The sequence below is a fragment of the Dietzia sp. IBK-p2-16D genome, from assembly GCF_057773085.1.
Genome location: NZ_JBYMTL010000002.1, coordinates 534,703 through 550,614 on the forward strand (window position 1 = coordinate 534,703; position 15,912 = coordinate 550,614).

Below are 15,912 nucleotides of genomic sequence, written 5' to 3' on the forward strand. Positions count from 1 at the left end.
TCGATGACGGGGACGCGGGGCGCTGCGACGCGGCGTCGAATCCGGATGGTCCTGGGCAACCCGTGGTTCAAGGCCATCGCGACCCTGGCTGTCCTCGGTTTGGTCCTCTACTGGCTCCGGGGCCAGATGCCGTTCTTCGCCGAGGGGTTCGAGGCCGTCACCAGCCCGCACTGGGGCTGGGTCGCCGCCGCGCTCGTGTTCGCCTATCTGTCGATGTCGAGCTACGGCTCGGTGCAGAAGCTGCTGTTGCAGTCCGCGGGCGTCGACGTGGGGTACTGGGCGAGCGTCGGGCTGATCTTCTCCGCCAACGCGTTCTCCACGAGCATTCCCGGCGGGCAGGTCTTCGGCACCACCCTGACCTACCGCAAGACCCGGCAGTGGGGCGCGACGCGCGTCGTCGCTTCGTGGCAGCTGGTCATCTCCGGGGTGCTGTCGACCGTCGGCATCGTGCTGCTGGCGTTGCTCGGCTTCTTCCTGGTGGGCTCGGTGTCCAACCCGTTCCTGCTGGTGCTCTCCGCGCTGGGCCTGGTGGGGATCGTCGTGGTGGTCCAGTGGGCCGCCCGCAACCCGGACCGGATCGAGGGGTCGCTGCTGTCGATCCTCGAATGGGTCAACGCCCGCCGCCGCAAGCCCGCCGACCACGGTGCCGCCGCGGTGCGCAAGGTCGTGGAACAGGCCGAGGCCGTCGACCTGACCAAGACCCAGCTGTCCAAGGCCTTCGCCTTCTCGCTGCTCAACTGGGTCGCCGACATCGGCTGCCTGTGGGCGGCGGCCAACGCGGTCGGGGCCCAGCACAGCATCGGCGGCCTGTGCATCGCCTACGTGACCGGCAAGATCGTGGCCAGCGCGCCCATCACGCCCGGTGGGCTCGGGACCGTGGAGTTCGCGCTCATCACGACCCTGACCGCGGGCGGGCTCGGCGCGCATCAGGCGTTCGCGACGGTGTTCGTCTACCGCATCGCCAGCTTCGTGCTGGTCGCCCTGGCCGGCTGGGTGGTCTTCTTCCTCTTCTACCGGGGTGCCGTGGACGTCGACCCCGATGCGGACCCGGCCGAGGACGACGGTCCGGGGGAGAAGACCTCGTCGTCGTCGCCCTCGTCGTCCCCCTCGGCGGCGTATCCCGCGGCGCCGCGTGAGACCGTCGCGGCGGCCCCGCCGGCCGGGCTCTCGGCGATGTGGCCGCTCAGGGGCACGCCGTGGCGCCCCCACGTGCCCCACGACTCAGGCCCCATCCCACTGTTGCGCGTGCGTGAGGACGGCGTCGTGGACGACGAGGCGGGCGACGCCTCCTGCTCGGTCAGCAACGGCGACAGCGATCCACGCGATGAGAAGGAGCGGTGAGCCCGTGGCCCTACCGGTGATGGTCCTGGTCGACGCGGTGCTGGTGGTGGTGTTCTCGACCTTCGGCCGGGGAGCGCACTCCGAGGGGCTCGGCGCGGCTCAGGTGTGGGGCACGGCGTGGCCGTTCCTCATCGGGCTGGCCGTGGGGTGGCTGATCCTGCTGGCGACCCGCCGTGCTCCCGCGGCCACGGGGTCGGGTGTGCTGCTGTGGCTGTCGACGCTCGTGGTGGGCATGGTCATCCGCGGGCTGGGCGACGGGCGCGTGCCGCACTGGAGCTTCATCATCGTGGCGGGCGTCGTCACCGCCGTGTTCCTCGTCGGGTGGCGCGCGGTCCGGGCCGCGGTGCTACGGCGACGCGGGTCCGCACCGCGCTAGCAGAGCCCGGGTGGCGAGCCGTCCGGGCGGGGCTCGGGCGGGGGTCAGGCGAGCGTCAGGCGAGCGTCAGGCGAGGGTCAGCGCATCCCCGGCGGCAGTTGTGCCACGACCTCGCGGGGCACCTCGATGGTGTCCGGGAGCCGCACCCCGTCCGGGGTCGGCAGGTCGCGCGGGACCGCGACGGTGAACGGCTCGACGGGCACGGGCACCTCCGGCGGGATCCCGGCGGGCGCCTCGACGATCGGGCCGTCGGCGATCGGCGCGGGAGCAGGCTCGGGAACGGGCTCCGGCGCGGGTGCGGGTGCGGGTGCGGGTTCGACCGGACCCAGCCACGCGTCCAGGTCGGCGCGGGTGCCGGCGAAGACGTTGAGGTCCACGGCGTCGGTGAAACCGGGCACCTCCCCGGTCTCGGAGCGCTGCCAGAACAGCCACTCGTTCCAGCCGCCGATCACGGGCAGCGTGGGCTCGGAGACGCCGTACTCGGCGAGCCACAGCGGGTACTCGGCGAAGCGGGGCGTGTTGGCCATCCTGTCGATCCAGAAGTAGCGGTAGGTGTAGATGATCGGTGCGCGCCCGGTGCGGTGGCCGAGCGTGTCGAGGAAGACCTGCGTCCACTCCGCCAACCGCGCGGGATCGAGTCCCTCGTCCACCTCGAGGTCGAGGACGGGTGGGAGCTGGGGGCCGCCGACCGACTGCAGGCGATCGGCGAACGCGTGGGCCTGCTGCGCGGGGTCCATGCCGGGGCGCGCCTTGTGATAGCTGCCGATGAGCATGCCGGCGGCGCGGGCATCGGCGACATCGGACTCGTAGTACCTGTTGGCCGGCCCGGTGCCCTCGGTGGCCTTGATGAACGCGAAGGACTGGCCGGACGCCGCCGCCGCGTGCCAGTCGACCGCGGCACCGTGCGGGTGCTGCCAACTCGCCGCGTCCACGCCCTGTGCGAGCCCGTGATAGGCGGGCGCCAGGGGGACGCCGGCGTCGGCGCGGGGAGAGATGACGACGACGAGGAGGCCGAGTGCCAGAGCGGCTGCAGAGGCCACGGCGACGAGAAGTCGGGGGAGGAGAGCACGTCGGGCCAATGGTCCGGCAGAAGTCATGGGGTGAGTATGTGTCAGCCCCTCCAGTCACACAAGCAACTCACGCAACTTTTCTCACATCCGTCCAGGACCGGCCGGGGGAGAAGGCGAGGTGGGGGCCGCGGCGAGTGGTGTGGGTCACGGGTTCATCACAACCTGTAACACGCTGTCCCACGCGTGTGTTGACCTCTGTTTCTCACCTACTATTAAGGCAATCCCACCGACCAGTCGGGAGTGCCCCTCATGAACAACGCGATCGATCTGACCACCCCTCGATTCCGCCAGGACCTCGTCACCGAGGTCGACGGCCCGGACGACGACCCCTACCTGCAGGTGTCGGTTGCCGAGACCGTGATGCTCGACGAGGACGGCGCGGGGCGTGGGGTGCCCGAGCTGCGGGTGTGTACCGGGGTCGAGGGCATCACGCTCACCGATCGGGACCAGATCCTGCAACTCCAGGCCATCATCAACCGGGCCGTCAACCAGTGGCGCGAGTCCGCCTCGCACCTGGCCTGACGTTCACCGTTCCGACGAATCCCCGGCCCGTCGCCCGTCCGGCGGGGCCTGTCCGGGAGAGCCTGTCCGGGTGGGTCGCGCTACTCGACCCGGATCCCCGCCTCGCCGATCAGCGCCAGGCCGACGCCCAGCACCTGCTCGGGTGAGATGAGCGCGCCCCGCAGCGCCGACGCCCCACGGATGTCCTCGAGGTCGGCTCCCCGCAGGTCCGCGGCAGCCAGGCTGGCCCGGTCGAACGCGGCCCCGCGCAGATCGACGCCCTCGGTGGTGAGATCGGCGACGCGCGCTTCGAGTAGGTCCGCCTGCCTGCACCGGGTCGAGGCCAGGCGCACCCGCTGGAGGCGCGCCATCCGCAGATTGATCAGGTCGGCGTGGCAGTCCTCGAACGACACGTCGGTCAGGCGTGCATCGGACAGTACGACCCCCGTCAGCCGACAGCCCACGAATCTCACCCGGGTCAGGGAGGCGCCGTCGGCCACCATGCCGGAGAGGTCGCCGCCGCTCACGACCACATCGGTCAGGCGCAGGCCGTCGGCACGCGCACCGCTCAGGCGCAGGCCCTCGAGGACGGACTCCCGGATCTCCATCCCGCCGATCTGGGCTGCGCCCTCGTCCGGGCCGGGTGCGTGATCAACGGAGGCCAGCACGCCGTCCCAGACCCCGTCCGCCTCGAGCTCGGTGCGCGGCGGCCCGAGCTGCTCGCGCCTCGGGAGGGCGGGGGCGGCCGGCGGGCGGGGCGAGCTGGAACGGCGACGCAACGGTGGGGGCACGACATCCAGCCTAGGTCGGGTGCTCTGGCGGGGGTCATGGCCCGGCGCTCTGCGGTATCTGCGATCGCGCGGGTGGAGGAGTACTGTCGACCGAGTGGTAGACCGATCGGTCTATCGATGCATGTGTGAGGAGCGAGACTGTGAGTGTGCGAGAGGCCTTCGCCTTCCCCGAAATCGTCAACGACTACGCAGCACGGTGCACGGCCGCGCTCGTGGTGACGCTCGCGATCGTGACGATCATCGTCCCCGCGCCGGCCCAGACCTGGTTGGCCGGGGCGCTGGCGGCGGGCTTCGCGCTCCGCGTGGCGGGCGGCCCGCGGTACTCGCCGTTCGGCCGACTCTCGGTGCATGTGCTCGCACCCCGGGTGAGCGACGAGCCCAAGATGGTCGCCGGCGCACCCAAGCGCTTCGCGCAGATGATCGGCCTGGTGATGTCGTCGATCGCATTCGGGCTGTTCCTCGCCGGGTTCGGCGTGGCCGGCAGCGTCGTGCTCGGCGTGCTCGTCGCCGCCGCGCTCGCCGAGGCGGCGCTCGGATTCTGCCTGGGTTGCTGGATGTACGGGCAGCTCCAGCGGGTCGGCATCGTCTCGGAGGACGCGTGCGTGGATTGCGCGGACATCTGGGCACGGCCCGGGATGACCGCCCGGAACTGACGACCGCTCGCGCCCACGCTCGTCCCGACGCGCTGGTCGCGGCCCGTCGTCCCCGGTCAGCCCGTCGTCCCCGGTCAGCCGGGCCGCGGGTGGCAGCGCGCCAGCGCACCCGGCCAGAGGTGTGCTGTCTCGTCGGCTTGCGATCGCGGAATGGTCCAATCCCGCATCGCAACCCCTCCAAGATCGTGCACTGGCGCAGCGTGGGGCAGAGACGCAGCGTATCCGGGGCTGATTGTGTTGGCCGGCTGCCCCCTCTCCGGCTCGGCGGGCGTCGTCGTGGCCGCCGGCTGTCGTGGGACCGCGTTACTGTGGATTCATGAACACTCCCGCTGACGGCAACGCCTCCGACCGGCCCGACGACCCGTTCGGCGGCCGGGGCGACGATCAGTGGCCCGGCTACGGCTCGGGGTACGGCAACCCGTACGGCGGCAGCGGAGACGGCCGGCAGCAGTACGGCAGTCCGCAGTACGGAAACCCCCAGTACGGCGACCCGCAGTACGGAAACCCGCAATACGGTGGCCAGTTCGACCCGGGCCACTACGGCGCGCAGCCGTTCTACGGGGCCGCGCAGGCCTACGGCGGGCAGCAACCGTTCGGGATGCAGCCCCACAACCCGCAGTACGGAGCGATGCAGCCCTACGGGCGGTTCCCGCCGGCAGCCCGCAAGGACCCGGCACTGATGCTGGTGGCGTCCCTCCTCGTGCCGGGCCTGGGGACGATGCTCAACGGGCAGGTCGGCAAGGGGATCGGCATCCTCGGCGGCTACTTCGTGGGGCTCGTACTGTCCGTGGTGCTGATCGGACTGCCGATCATGTTCGGGTTCTGGATCTGGGGGATGATCGACGCGTACCGGGGCGCCAAGGACCACAACGCCCGCCACGGCCTGCCCTGATCACGCGCGCCGCCTCGTCGTCGTCGTCCGGCCCGCCGGTCCCGCGACCATTCCGTAACCTGGTCACATGACAGCGACCGAGATCCCCACCACCGACGCCCCTCGTCCCTCGGGCCTCGACCTGCAGTACGTCGACCCGGACGTCCGACCCCAGGACGACCTCTACCAGCACGTCAACGGCACCTGGATCCGTGATCACGTGATCCCCGCCGACCGGCCGATCGACGGGGCGTTCCTCGCCCTGCGCGACCTGTCCGAGGAGCGGGTGCGAGACATCATCACCGACGCCCCGGTCGACTCGCGGATCGGCGCGTTCTACGCGTCCTTCATGGACACCGACGCCGTCGAGGCCGCGGGCGTGGCGGCGCTCGCCCCCGACCTGGCCGAGATCGACGGCGCGACCGACGCCGACTCCCTCGCCCTGGCCATGGCGCGGCTGGAGAAGGTGGGCGTCGGCGGGCTGATCGGCGCCTACGTCAACAACGACGCCAAGAACTCGAGCGAGTACATCCTCTACCTGGTCCAGTACGGCATCGGGCTGCCCGACGAGTCCTTCTACCGCGAGGACCAGTACGCGGAGATGCGCGAGCAGTACACCGAGCACATCGCCCGGATGCTCGACCTCGCCAGGCTGGTCGACGACGCGGACGGAGGGGCCGGGGCCCGGCAGACCGCCGAGCAGATCGTCGCGCTGGAGACCCGGATCGCCGCCGCGCACTGGGACGTCGTGGCCCGTCGCGACGCCGACAAGACCTACAACCCCGTCAGCTGGGACGAGCTGCCGCAACTGGCGCCCGGCTTCCCGTGGCATGAGTGGGCCCGCGAGCTCGGCGGTACCGAGGAGACGTTCGGCCGGCTCGTCGCGATGCAGCCGGACTTCCTCACCGCTGTGGCCGGACTGTGGGCCACCGAACCACTGGAGACGTGGAAGCAGTGGCTGCGCTGGCGGACCGTCTCCTCCCGCGCGCCGTACCTGACCGCCGAGCTGGTGGACGAGAACTTCCGCTTCTACGGCACCGCCATGTCCGGCACCGAGGAGATCAAGGCCCGCTGGAAGCGTGGCGTCGGCGCGGTCGAGGCCGCCCTTGGCGAGGAGGTGGGCAAGGAATACGTCGCCCGACACTTCCCTCCCGGCCACAAGGCCCGCATGGTCGAGCTGGTCGAGAACCTCACCGCCGCCTACCGGTACTCCATCAGCGCGCTGCCGTGGATGACCCCGGCCACCCGCGAGCGCGCGCTCGCGAAGCTCGAGGCGTTCGTGCCCAAGATCGGCTACCCCGAGAAGTGGCGTGACTACTCGGCGCTAGAGGTCCGCGCCGACGATCTGGTAGGCAATGTCCGCCGCTCCGCCGAGTTCGAGCACGGTTACGAGCTGGGCAAGCTCGGAGGCCCGGTCGATCGCGACGAGTGGCACATGACCCCGCAGACGGTCAACGCGTACTACAACCCGGTGATGAACGAGATCGTCTTCCCGGCCGCCATCCTGCAGCCGCCGTTCTTCGACGCCGACGCGGACGACGCCGCGAACTACGGCGCGATCGGTGCCGTGATCGGGCACGAGATCGGTCACGGTTTCGACGATCAGGGATCGAAGTACGACGGCGACGGCAACCTGGTCGACTGGTGGACCGACGACGATCGCGCGGCGTTCGGAACCCGCGTGGAGGCGCTGATCGCACAGTACGAGGGCCTCACCCCGGATGGCCTGGACACTGCCAAGGACCACGTCAACGGGGCCTTCACGGTGGGGGAGAACATCGGTGACCTGGGCGGTCTCACGATCGCGCTGCTGGCCTACCGGCTGGCGCAGGGCGCCGACGGTGAGCCCGCCGACGGCGCCGACGTGGGCCCGGAGATCGACGGGATGACCGGCATCCAGCGGCTCATCACCTCGTGGGCGATCGTGTGGCGCACCAAGACCCGCGCCGAGGAGGCGGCCCGCCGGCTCGCCGTGGACCCGCACTCCCCGCCGGAGTTCCGCTGCAACCAGGTGGTGAAGAACCTCGAGGACTTCCACGCCGCCTTCGGTGTCACCGAGGGCGACGGGCTGTGGCTCGCCCCCGAGGAACGCGTCAGCATCTGGTGAATGTGCTCAGGCGCCGGAGAGCCGCCGGTGATCGAGGTCGAACTCCCGCCGCGCGACCCTCTCGACGGCCCGGGAGTCGATGAGGTCGTGCAGTCGACGGCTCAGCGTCTCCGGGGTCGTCCCCAGGTGCGTGGCGAGGTCGGACTGAGCCATCGGCAGGCGCACCCGGATCCTCCCGTCCGGGCGGGGCGACCCGGGCAACGACACGAGGTAGGTGGACAGTCGCGTGAGCACGTCCTCCGAGGCGAAGGACGCGAGGTGCTGTTCGCACTCGACCACCTTCCACGCCAGTTCGCGGGTGATCGAGTCGTTGAGCACCGGGCACGCGGCGGCAGCTGATCGGAGCGCGTCATGCGAGACGCTGGTCAATGTGGTGGCCTCCGCGGCGACGACGGTGTGACGGGCAGGGCAGCCCAGGGCGAACTCCACCAGTCCGAGATGGCTCCCGGGGCCGAGGACCCGAACGTGACGCTGGTGGCCGGACCGGTCCTCCCGGGCGAGGTGGAGGGCCCCGGCCGTGATCACCACCAGACGGCCCACGGGTTCCCCGGTGACCTGCACCACCGCACCCGGCCTCGCCGTACTCGTCCGCGACGAGGCGGCCAGGGCGGCCCCGCACCGGGCCGGCAGCGAGGCGAACAGGATCGAGCCCACGAACAGTGCGGACCCGGCGAACCCGGAGTCGTGCTCGTGTGCGGTCATACCTCCAGTGTGGGCGCGCAGATCGTTCCCTGTGTCGTTCCTCACACAATGTTGACCTAGGTCAATGCACTTTCGAGGGAGTCGCCCTAGTTTCAGGTGCACGAACGAACGGAGAGCGACATGTCGGAAGTTCTCGTACCGCCCACGCGCCTGGCCCACCAGCTCGACCACCCGCCGGGGGTCCCCACAGGTGGAGGTCGGCCGGGCGCGTTCGTGTGGAAGATGCTGACGACGACCGATCACAAGCTGATCGGCATCATGTACATCGTCACGTGCTTCGTGTTCTTCTTCGCCGGCGGGCTCATGGCGCTGCTCATCCGCGCTGAGCTCTTCCTTCCGGGGATGCAGTTCCTGTCGAATGAGCAGTACAACCAGCTGTTCACCATGCACGGCACCGTGATGCTGCTCTTCTATGCCACCCCCATCGTGATCGGCATCGGCAACTACGTGATGCCGCTCCAGATCGGCGCGCCCGACGTCGCGTTCCCGCGACTCAACGCGTTCGGCTTCTGGCTCTTCACGTTCGGCGCGACTGTGGCGCTTACCGGTTTCCTGACCCCCGGCGGCGCGGCCGCTTTCGGCTGGACCATGTACATGCCGCTGGCGGACAAGATCCATTCCCCGAACGTGGGCGCGGACCTGTGGATCCTCGGTGTCGGCATCGGCGGGATCGGCACCATCCTCGGTGCAGTCAACTTCGTCACCACCATCATCTGCCTTCGTGCGCCGGGTATGACCATGTTCCGGATGCCGATCTTCACCTGGAATGTGCTGATCACGTCGGTTCTGATCCTTCTGATCTTCCCGCTGCTCACCGCTGCGGCCATGGGGGTGTTCTACGACCGCACCTTCGGCGGGCGCATCTACGACCCCGGGAACGGGGGCGCCATCCTCTGGCAGCACCTGTTCTGGTTCTTCGGCCACCCCGAGGTGTACGTGGTGGCATTGCCGTTCTTCGGCATCGTCTCCGAGGTCTTTCCGGTCTTCGCGCGCAAGCCGCTGTTCGGCTACGCCGGACTTGTCTTCGCGACCCTGGCGATCGCCGCGCTGTCGATGGCGGTGTGGGCGCACCACATGTTCGCCACCGGTGCGGTCCTGCTGCCGTTCTTCTCGTTCATGTCCTATCTGATCGCGGTCCCGACCGGCGTGAAGTTCTTCAACTGGATCGGCACAATCTGGAAGGGCAAGATCACCTTCGAGACTCCGATGCTGTTCGCGCTCGGGTTCATGGTCACGTTCCTGTTCGGCGGGCTGACCGGCATCATGATGGCGTCGGCGCCGATCGACTTCCACATCCACGACTCGTATTTCATCGTGGCGCACTTCCACTACACGCTCTTCGGCACCATCGTGTTCGCCACCTTCGCCGGCGTGTACTTCTGGTTCCCCAAGATGACGGGCCGGATGTACGACGAGACACTGGGCAAGTGGCACTTCTGGCTGATGTTCATCGGCTTCCACACGACTTTTCTCGTCCAGCACTGGCTGGGCAACCAGGGCATGCCGCGCCGCTACGCCGACTACCTGGCAACGGACAATTTCACGGTCCTCAACCAGATCTCCACGGTCGGCTCGTTCATCCTCGGCATCGCGATGCTCCCGTTCATCTGGAACATCATCAAGAGCTGGCGCTACGGTCCGATTGTCACCGTCGACGACCCGTGGGGCGCGGGCAACTCCCTCGAGTGGGCGACCTCCTGCCCGCCGCCGCGACACAACTTCGCGGTGTTGCCCCGGATCCGCTCCGAGCGCCCCGCGTTCGAGCTGCACTACCCACACATGAGCGAGCGGATGCGCGACGAGGCCCACGTCGGCGGGTCCCGAAAGGCGCAGGACCCCGATGCGGCGAAGGATGTCGCCGACCGGGGGCCCTCTCCGCACAGGAGTTGACCACCGAGGGGCCGGTGTGTGGAAGCGGCAACCGCCGGGTCGGGGCGACGGATAGTGTCGGTGCCCATGACGATCCGGGTGGTGGAATGGTCGACGGGGTATCTGGGCCGGATGGCCGTCGAGGCGATCGATGCCCGGCCCGAGTTGGAGCTGGTGGGCGTCTTCGTCTCCGACCGGGCCAAGGTCGGCGTGGACGCCGGTCGGCTCGCCGGGATGGACCGCGACCTGGGTGTGCCCGCGACCGACGACCGGGCCGCGCTGCTCGCGCTGGAGCCGGACGTGGTGGTCTACACCGCTGAGACCGAGACCCGGTTCATGGAGGCGATCTCCGACTTCGACCGCTTCCTGCGCGCGGGCGTCAACGTGGTGGCCTCCGGCCCCGTCCTGCTCCAGTACCCGCACGGCACGCTGCCCGAGGAGATGATCTCCGAGCTGGTCGCCGCCGGGCGGGAGGGCGGCGCGACGCTGCATGTCAACGGCATCGACCCGGGCTTCGCCAACGACGTGCTCCCACTGGCCATGACGAGCCTGTCCCGGCGAATCGACCACATCCGTGTGGGCGAGATCGCGGACTATTCCGTGTACCACCAGGGCAAGACCATGCGGCGGCTGTTCGGCTTCGGCGGCCCCATGGACACGCTGCCTCCGCTCCTGCGGCCGGGGATGCTCGCGGCGGGGTGGGGATCGGTGGTCCGCCAGCTCGCCGCCGCGTTCGACGTGACCCTGGACGAGCCGCTGGTGGAACGTCACGAGCGTCTGCCCGCGGACCGCGACCTGACCCTGTTGGCGTGTGAGGTGCCAGCGGGGACGCAGGCGGCGTTGCGGTTCGAGGTGGTGGGACAGGTCGACGGCGAGGACCGCATCGTCCTGGAACACGTCACCCGCACCGCGCCCGACCAGGCTCCCGACTGGCCCCGGCCCGACCACGGGGACGGTTGCTACCGCGTCGAGATCGCCGGCGAGCCCGCGATGCGGGTGGAGTTCGGCCACCACGCCGAGCACGGAGACCATAATGTCTCCGGCATGCTCATCACCGCGATGCGGCTGGTCAACGCGGTCGAGGCGGTCGTGGCGGCCGAGCCCGGACTGGTCTACGCGAAGGACCTGCCGATGATCACCGGGCGTGGCTTAATGAGCACATGAGAACCCTGCGGCCCGCCCTGGCCGTCACCGCCGCCGCGCTCCTCGCAGTGACGGGCGCGGGCGCCGCGAACGCCACCGACCCGTCGACGCGGGCGCCGCTGCCGGTGCCGTACTCGTTCTTCACCGGAGCGGTTCAGGCGCTCACCGCCCCGGGGTCGGAGCTACCCGGGGCCAACGACTGGTCGTGCCGCCCCACCGCCGACAAGCCGCGCCCGGTCGTGCTGGTCCACGGCACCTCCGGCGGTGCGGTCACCAACTGGGCCACCTACGGACCCCTGCTGCACAACGAGGGCTACTGCGTCTACACGCTCACCTACGGTGCGCTGCCCGGCCAGCCGTGGCCGGTGAGCATGCTGGGCGGCCTGTCGGACATCACGGAGGTCTCGGTGCCGCAGGTCGGCGAGTTCGTCGACCGTGTCCTCGCCTCGACCGGTGCCGAGCAGGTGGACCTCATCGGGCACTCGCAGGGGACGCTCGTCTCCGGCCTGGTGGCCAAGGTGGGCCGACCCGGCAAGGTGAACACCGTCGCCGCGATAGCCCCCCTGTGGCACGGCTCCCGCGGGACCGGGTCCGGGGCGATCGGCACCGCGCTGGCCAGCGGGGACCGCGGACGCGCGGTCGAGATCGCCCCGTCCCTCGGCCAGATGGCCGCAGGGTCGGAGACGCTCGAACTCCTGTGGGCGGGCGGCACCCCCTATGCACCGGGCGTGACCTACCTCAACCTCGTGACCCGGTACGACCAGCTGGTCCAGCCGTACACCTCCGGTGTCGTCGAGGGCCCGCAGGCCACCAACATCACCATCCAGGACGGGTGCGAGCAGAACCACGCCGAGCATCTGGCCATCGCCTCCGACGGCCGCACCGCCGACTTCATCCTGGGTGCGCTGGACCCCGCCGACCAGCGTGTACCGCGATGTGAGGCGGTGGCTCCCTACCTGGGACCGGTCCCCACGCTGCCGGGATCGTGATCCGGCCCGGGATCGCGGGTCTGCTCGCGGCTGCGGTCCTCGTCGTCGTCCCCGGTGTGGCGGCCCCCGCACCCACACACGCGCAGGTGCCGTGGCGGTGGTGGGACGGCGCGGTGCACCAACTCACCCACAACCTGGCCGACCCTCCGGGCATCAACCGCGATGAGTGCCGGCCGACGGCGCAGCGCCCCGTGCCGGTGATCCTCGTACACGGCACGGGCCTGAACGGCGGCAACTCGTGGGCCACCCTCGGTGCCGCACTGGCCGCGGAGGGGTACTGCGTGTGGGCCCCCACCGTGGGAGCGCCCCCCGGACCGGGTGGCGGACCCGGATCGGTGGGCGGGATCGACTCGCTCACCGGGGCCTCGGCACCGCAGCTCGCCGCCGAGATCGACCGCGTCCGCGCGATCACCGGGGCGTCGGACGTGGACCTGGTGGGGCACTCGCAGGGCGCGATCATCGCCTCCTACGTCGCCGCGACCGCCCGGGCCGACGCCGTGCGGACCGTCGTCACGCTGGGCGCCGACCCCGCCCGGTCGGGAGAGGGGCCGCCGGAGTTCGTCACCGACCTGCTCGGCGTGCTGTCTCCCGACACGGCGCAGCGGGATGCCGAGGCGACCCTGGCGTGGCTGGGCGAGGAGGGCGTGCCGTTCGCGCGCGGCGTGCGGTACGTGGCGGTGTCCTCGGACTACGACGAGCTCACCGGGCCGGTCGTGGCGCCGGAGGTACCGGACTTCGTGGACCTGGACGTGGTGCGGCTCCAGGACGGGTGCGAGGTCGATCGATCGGGGCACCTGACGGTGCTGGCCTCACCGCGGGCGGTGGACCTGGTGGTCGACGCCCTGGGCGGGCCGCGCGGTGCTGCGTCTGCTCCGCGGTGCGTGGTCGCGGATCAGCTGCTGGGCGTGCTCGCGCCCGTGCCGCCGCGCTGACCCGCAGGTCAGTCCAGGCCCAGGTCAGTCGAGGCGCAGGCCGGTCTCGATGTCGAAGGCGTGGACCGCCGCGTCGTCGTGCCGTACCCGGATCCGCTCGCCGACGACCGTGCCGTGTCCGCGGTCGAGGCGGATGGCGGTCCGTTCGCCGGCGTCGGTGTGGCCGTAGGCGAAGGCCTCGGCGCCGAGTTCCTCGACGAGGTCCACGGTGAGGTCGAACCCCGGCTCGCCCGGCCCGACCGGGCGCAGGTCCTCGGGGCGGGCGCCCAGGGTGATCCGGTCGCGCCCGTCGAGCGCGGCCGGGACCTCGACCTCGGCGTCGCCGACCCGCGCGCGCCCGCCCTCGACCGCCACCTCGACGAGGTTCATGGCGGGCGTGCCGATGAACCCGGCGACGAACGCGTTGACCGGTCGGTCGTACAGCTCGCGCGGGGCCGCGACCTGCTGCAGGACGCCCGCGTTGAGCACCGCCACCCGGGTGCCCATCGTCATCGCCTCGACCTGGTCGTGGGTGACGTAGACGGTGGTGACCCCGAGTCGGCGCTGCAGTCCGGCGATCTCGCCGCGGGTGGAGACCCGGAGCTTGGCGTCGAGGTTGGACAGCGGTTCGTCCATGCAGAAGACCTTGGGGCGGCGCACGATCGCGCGCCCCATCGCCACGCGCTGCCGCTGCCCGCCGGACAGTTGGGACGGCTTTCGGTCGAGCAGGTCCTCCAGTTGCAGCACCCGGGCGGTCTCCTCGACCTGCCGTCGGGTGTCCGCCTTGTTCACGCCGGCGTTGCGCAGGGCGAAGCCCATGTTCTGGGCGACCGTCATGGTGGGGTACAGCGCGTAGTTCTGGAAGACCATGGCCACGTCGCGGTCCCGCGGGGCGACGCGGTTCATGTCCTGGCCGTCGATGAGCACCCGACCGGAGTCGATCGGCTCGAGCCCGGCCAGCATGCGCAGGCTCGTGGACTTGCCGCACCCGGACGGCCCCACCAGGACGAGGAACTCGCCGTCGTCGATGTCGATGTCGAGCGAGTCGACGGCGGGCGCCGATGACGTGTCGAAGCGCCTGGTGGCGTGGTCGAACCGGACGGTGGCCATGGTCGGTGGGTCTCCTGGGGCGGGGCGGTGGGAGGGCGCGAGGGGGTCGACGACGACGAGGTCCGCCGTCGACCCCCACGGCCCGCGGGCTCGGGCTTCCGCCGAGGTGGCGGGAGGTGAGCCGCTCAGCCGAGCTTCGGCGTGAGCTGGGTGTCGATGATCTGCTGGGTCTCGGTCTGGAGCTGCTCCATCACCTGACGGACGTCCTCGCCGGCGAGCACCTTGTCCAGACCGCCGCCGATCCGGTTGCCGCCGTTCGGGACGAACACCCGGGCGTTGTCCTGCGGGCGGGTGAACTCCAGCTGGTCGATCGCGGTGCCGGCCTGCGGGGTCTCCGCCAGGTAGTCCCGGATCTCCTGGGCCTCGCGGGCGTTCTTGCGGACCGGCATGTACCCGGTCGCCTGCGCGAACTTCGCGGTGCTCTGGGTGGAGGTGATCGAGTCGATGAATTTGAGCGCGTTGATCTTGCGCTCGTCGGAGATCTTGGCCGGGATCGCCAGTCCGGCTCCACCGGTGGGGCAGGAGGAGTTGGCCTGCGCGCCCGGGAGGAAGGCGGTGCCGAACGGGAACTGTGCGTTCTCGGTGGCGGTGCGCAGGGAGCCGGTGGAGGCCATGGCGCAGGCGGCCAGGCCGGAACCGAACTCGGTGATCGAGTCCGCGGACACCACGAGGAAGCCCTCGTCGTTGATCTGCTTGAGCCGCTCGACGCCGGCGATGGTGGCGGGGTCGGTGAACGTGGCCTCCCACTCGCGGGAGAAGGCGCCGCCCTCGTCCCACACCATGTTCTGCATGGTCCAGTCGAGATAGTTGGAGCCGTCGTACATGGCGATCGCGTGTTTGCCCTCGCCGATCGCGTCCTGGATGCGCGGGGCCCAGTCCATGAACTCGTCCCAGCTCTCGGGGCCGCGGTCGGGCAGGCCGGCCTGCTCCCAGATCTGCTTGTTGTAGTAGAACAACGGCGTCGACCGGGCGAACGGCAGGCCGTAGGTCTTGCCCTGGAGTTCGTAGTCGCCGAAGAGTGCGTCGACGTAGCTGCCGGTGTCCACCCCGGCCTCGGCGAACAGGTCGTCCAGCGGGGTGAGCTGGTCGTTGAGCGCGAAGTTGAACCAGGTGACGTCGGAGACCACCACGACGTCGGGGACGTCGTTGCCGGTCAGGGCCGCGTTGAGCTTCTGGGCGACCTCCTCGTAGTTCTTGCCGCCGTCGACGAGGTTGACGCTGAGCCCGGGGTTCTCCTTCTGGAAGGTGTCGATGAGCTGCTCCTCGACGTCCTTGGAGTCGCCGGGGTGGTTGGACCAGAAGGTGATGGTGCCCGTGTCACCGCCGCCGCCACCGGATCCACCGGTGTCGCCGGAGGAGTCGTCGCCACCGGTCCCGGCGCAGCCGGCGACGGTGACGGTGGCGGCGGATGCGCCGAGGAGACCCAGGAATAGCCTGCGGTTCAGGGGATTCATGGCGGTGATGCCTTTCTCGAGGTC

The 15,912-nt window shown here is 70.3% G+C and carries 15 protein-coding genes; 10 read left to right on the forward strand and 5 right to left on the reverse strand.

The window, feature by feature from the left end:
• The first annotated feature begins 3 nt into the window (after positions 1 to 3).
• Together AC3DE3_RS06880 and AC3DE3_RS06885 are read left to right on the forward strand one after the other, a co-directional pair.
• On the forward strand, positions 4 to 1,341 hold the full coding sequence (locus tag AC3DE3_RS06880) for a lysylphosphatidylglycerol synthase transmembrane domain-containing protein (protein WP_488369448.1): 1,338 nt from the start codon (positions 4 to 6) through the stop codon (positions 1,339 to 1,341).
• A 4-nt stretch (positions 1,342 to 1,345) separates the two neighbouring features.
• Positions 1,346 to 1,717: a DUF3054 domain-containing protein gene (locus tag AC3DE3_RS06885; protein ID WP_488369449.1), complete on the forward strand. Its 372-nt coding sequence runs from the start codon at positions 1,346 to 1,348 to the stop codon at positions 1,715 to 1,717.
• A gap of 77 nt (positions 1,718 to 1,794) precedes the next feature.
• On the opposite strand, the gene AC3DE3_RS06890 is transcribed toward AC3DE3_RS06885, so the two are convergent.
• Entirely contained in the window at positions 1,795 to 2,814 is a 1,020-nt protein-coding gene (locus AC3DE3_RS06890; protein WP_488369450.1) for a glycoside hydrolase family 25 protein, read from the reverse strand.
• Positions 2,815 to 3,036: 222 nt separating this feature from the next.
• On the opposite strand from AC3DE3_RS06890, the gene AC3DE3_RS06895 reads away from it, so the two are divergent.
• Complete coding sequence (locus AC3DE3_RS06895; protein WP_260489020.1) at positions 3,037 to 3,309, forward strand: hypothetical protein; 273 nt, start codon at positions 3,037 to 3,039, stop codon at positions 3,307 to 3,309.
• Positions 3,310 to 3,389: 80 nt separating this feature from the next.
• Here the strand turns inward: AC3DE3_RS06895 and AC3DE3_RS06900 are convergent, their stop codons facing one another.
• Positions 3,390 to 4,079: a pentapeptide repeat-containing protein gene (locus AC3DE3_RS06900; protein ID WP_260489019.1), complete on the reverse strand. Its 690-nt coding sequence runs from the start codon at positions 4,077 to 4,079 to the stop codon at positions 3,390 to 3,392.
• A gap of 140 nt (positions 4,080 to 4,219) precedes the next feature.
• Here AC3DE3_RS06900 and AC3DE3_RS06905 point away from each other — a divergent pair, with 140 nt between their 5' ends.
• The 3 genes from AC3DE3_RS06905 (at position 4,220) to AC3DE3_RS06915 (ending at position 7,710) form a co-directional block, all read left to right on the forward strand.
• Complete coding sequence (locus AC3DE3_RS06905) at positions 4,220 to 4,732, forward strand: DUF4395 domain-containing protein (RefSeq protein ID WP_488369451.1); 513 nt, start codon at positions 4,220 to 4,222, stop codon at positions 4,730 to 4,732.
• 316 nt (positions 4,733 to 5,048) lie between these two features.
• On the forward strand, positions 5,049 to 5,624 hold the full coding sequence (locus tag AC3DE3_RS06910) for a hypothetical protein (RefSeq protein WP_488369452.1): 576 nt from the start codon (positions 5,049 to 5,051) through the stop codon (positions 5,622 to 5,624).
• Between the two features lie 67 nt (positions 5,625 to 5,691).
• Complete coding sequence (locus AC3DE3_RS06915; protein ID WP_488369453.1) at positions 5,692 to 7,710, forward strand: M13 family metallopeptidase; 2,019 nt, start codon at positions 5,692 to 5,694, stop codon at positions 7,708 to 7,710.
• 6 nt (positions 7,711 to 7,716) lie between these two features.
• On the opposite strand, the gene AC3DE3_RS06920 is transcribed toward AC3DE3_RS06915, so the two are convergent.
• Positions 7,717 to 8,412, reverse strand: coding sequence for a Crp/Fnr family transcriptional regulator (locus AC3DE3_RS06920; protein WP_488369454.1), 696 nt, complete (start codon positions 8,410 to 8,412; stop codon positions 7,717 to 7,719).
• A 222-nt stretch (positions 8,413 to 8,634) separates the two neighbouring features.
• Between AC3DE3_RS06920 and ctaD the strand changes: the two genes are divergently transcribed.
• From ctaD to AC3DE3_RS06940, 4 genes are all read left to right on the forward strand, one after another.
• Positions 8,635 to 10,302, forward strand: a complete 1,668-nt coding sequence (gene ctaD / locus AC3DE3_RS06925) for an aa3-type cytochrome oxidase subunit I (RefSeq protein ID WP_488369634.1) — start codon at positions 8,635 to 8,637, stop codon at positions 10,300 to 10,302.
• A gap of 66 nt (positions 10,303 to 10,368) precedes the next feature.
• Positions 10,369 to 11,445 carry an NAD(P)H-dependent amine dehydrogenase family protein gene (locus AC3DE3_RS06930; protein ID WP_488369455.1) on the forward strand — a complete coding sequence of 359 codons (1,077 nt, stop codon included), beginning with the start codon at positions 10,369 to 10,371 and terminating at the stop codon, positions 11,443 to 11,445.
• Positions 11,442 to 12,413 (forward strand): esterase/lipase family protein, encoded by a 972-nt coding sequence (locus AC3DE3_RS06935; protein WP_488369456.1) that lies wholly within the window; start codon positions 11,442 to 11,444, stop codon positions 12,411 to 12,413. Before AC3DE3_RS06930 ends, AC3DE3_RS06935 begins: the two co-directional genes overlap by 4 nt.
• Positions 12,410 to 13,345: an esterase/lipase family protein gene (locus AC3DE3_RS06940; protein ID WP_488369457.1), complete on the forward strand. Its 936-nt coding sequence runs from the start codon at positions 12,410 to 12,412 to the stop codon at positions 13,343 to 13,345. Before AC3DE3_RS06935 ends, AC3DE3_RS06940 begins: the two co-directional genes overlap by 4 nt.
• 24 nt (positions 13,346 to 13,369) lie before the next feature.
• On the opposite strand, the gene AC3DE3_RS06945 is transcribed toward AC3DE3_RS06940, so the two are convergent.
• Together AC3DE3_RS06945 and AC3DE3_RS06950 are read right to left on the reverse strand one after the other, a co-directional pair.
• A complete protein-coding gene (locus tag AC3DE3_RS06945) occupies positions 13,370 to 14,434 on the reverse strand; it encodes an ABC transporter ATP-binding protein (protein ID WP_488369458.1) in 1,065 nt (354 codons plus the stop codon).
• Positions 14,435 to 14,559: 125 nt separating this feature from the next.
• Positions 14,560 to 15,888 carry an ABC transporter substrate-binding protein gene (locus tag AC3DE3_RS06950; RefSeq protein WP_260489009.1) on the reverse strand — a complete coding sequence of 443 codons (1,329 nt, stop codon included), beginning with the start codon at positions 15,886 to 15,888 and terminating at the stop codon, positions 14,560 to 14,562.
• Positions 15,889 to 15,912: the final 24 nt, after the last annotated feature.

Excerpts from the sequence above, each read along its gene's own strand:
- ctaD (WP_488369634.1), top strand. The coding sequence starts at position 8,635 with ATGCTGACGACGACCGATCACAAGCTGATCGGCATCATGTACATCGTC.
- AC3DE3_RS06910 (WP_488369452.1), top strand. The coding sequence starts at position 5,049 with ATGAACACTCCCGCTGACGGCAACGCCTCCGACCGGCCCGACGACCCG.
- AC3DE3_RS06950 (WP_260489009.1), bottom strand. The coding sequence starts at position 15,888 with ATGAATCCCCTGAACCGCAGGCTATTCCTGGGTCTCCTCGGCGCATCC.
- AC3DE3_RS06895 (WP_260489020.1), top strand. The coding sequence starts at position 3,037 with ATGAACAACGCGATCGATCTGACCACCCCTCGATTCCGCCAGGACCTC.
- AC3DE3_RS06935 (WP_488369456.1), top strand. The coding sequence starts at position 11,442 with ATGAGAACCCTGCGGCCCGCCCTGGCCGTCACCGCCGCCGCGCTCCTC.
- AC3DE3_RS06920 (WP_488369454.1), bottom strand. The coding sequence starts at position 8,412 with ATGACCGCACACGAGCACGACTCCGGGTTCGCCGGGTCCGCACTGTTC.
- AC3DE3_RS06930 (WP_488369455.1), top strand. The coding sequence starts at position 10,369 with ATGACGATCCGGGTGGTGGAATGGTCGACGGGGTATCTGGGCCGGATG.
- AC3DE3_RS06890 (WP_488369450.1), bottom strand. The coding sequence starts at position 2,814 with ATGACTTCTGCCGGACCATTGGCCCGACGTGCTCTCCTCCCCCGACTT.
- AC3DE3_RS06880 (WP_488369448.1), top strand. The coding sequence starts at position 4 with ATGACGGGGACGCGGGGCGCTGCGACGCGGCGTCGAATCCGGATGGTC.
- AC3DE3_RS06915 (WP_488369453.1), top strand. The coding sequence starts at position 5,692 with ATGACAGCGACCGAGATCCCCACCACCGACGCCCCTCGTCCCTCGGGC.
- AC3DE3_RS06945 (WP_488369458.1), bottom strand. The coding sequence starts at position 14,434 with ATGGCCACCGTCCGGTTCGACCACGCCACCAGGCGCTTCGACACGTCA.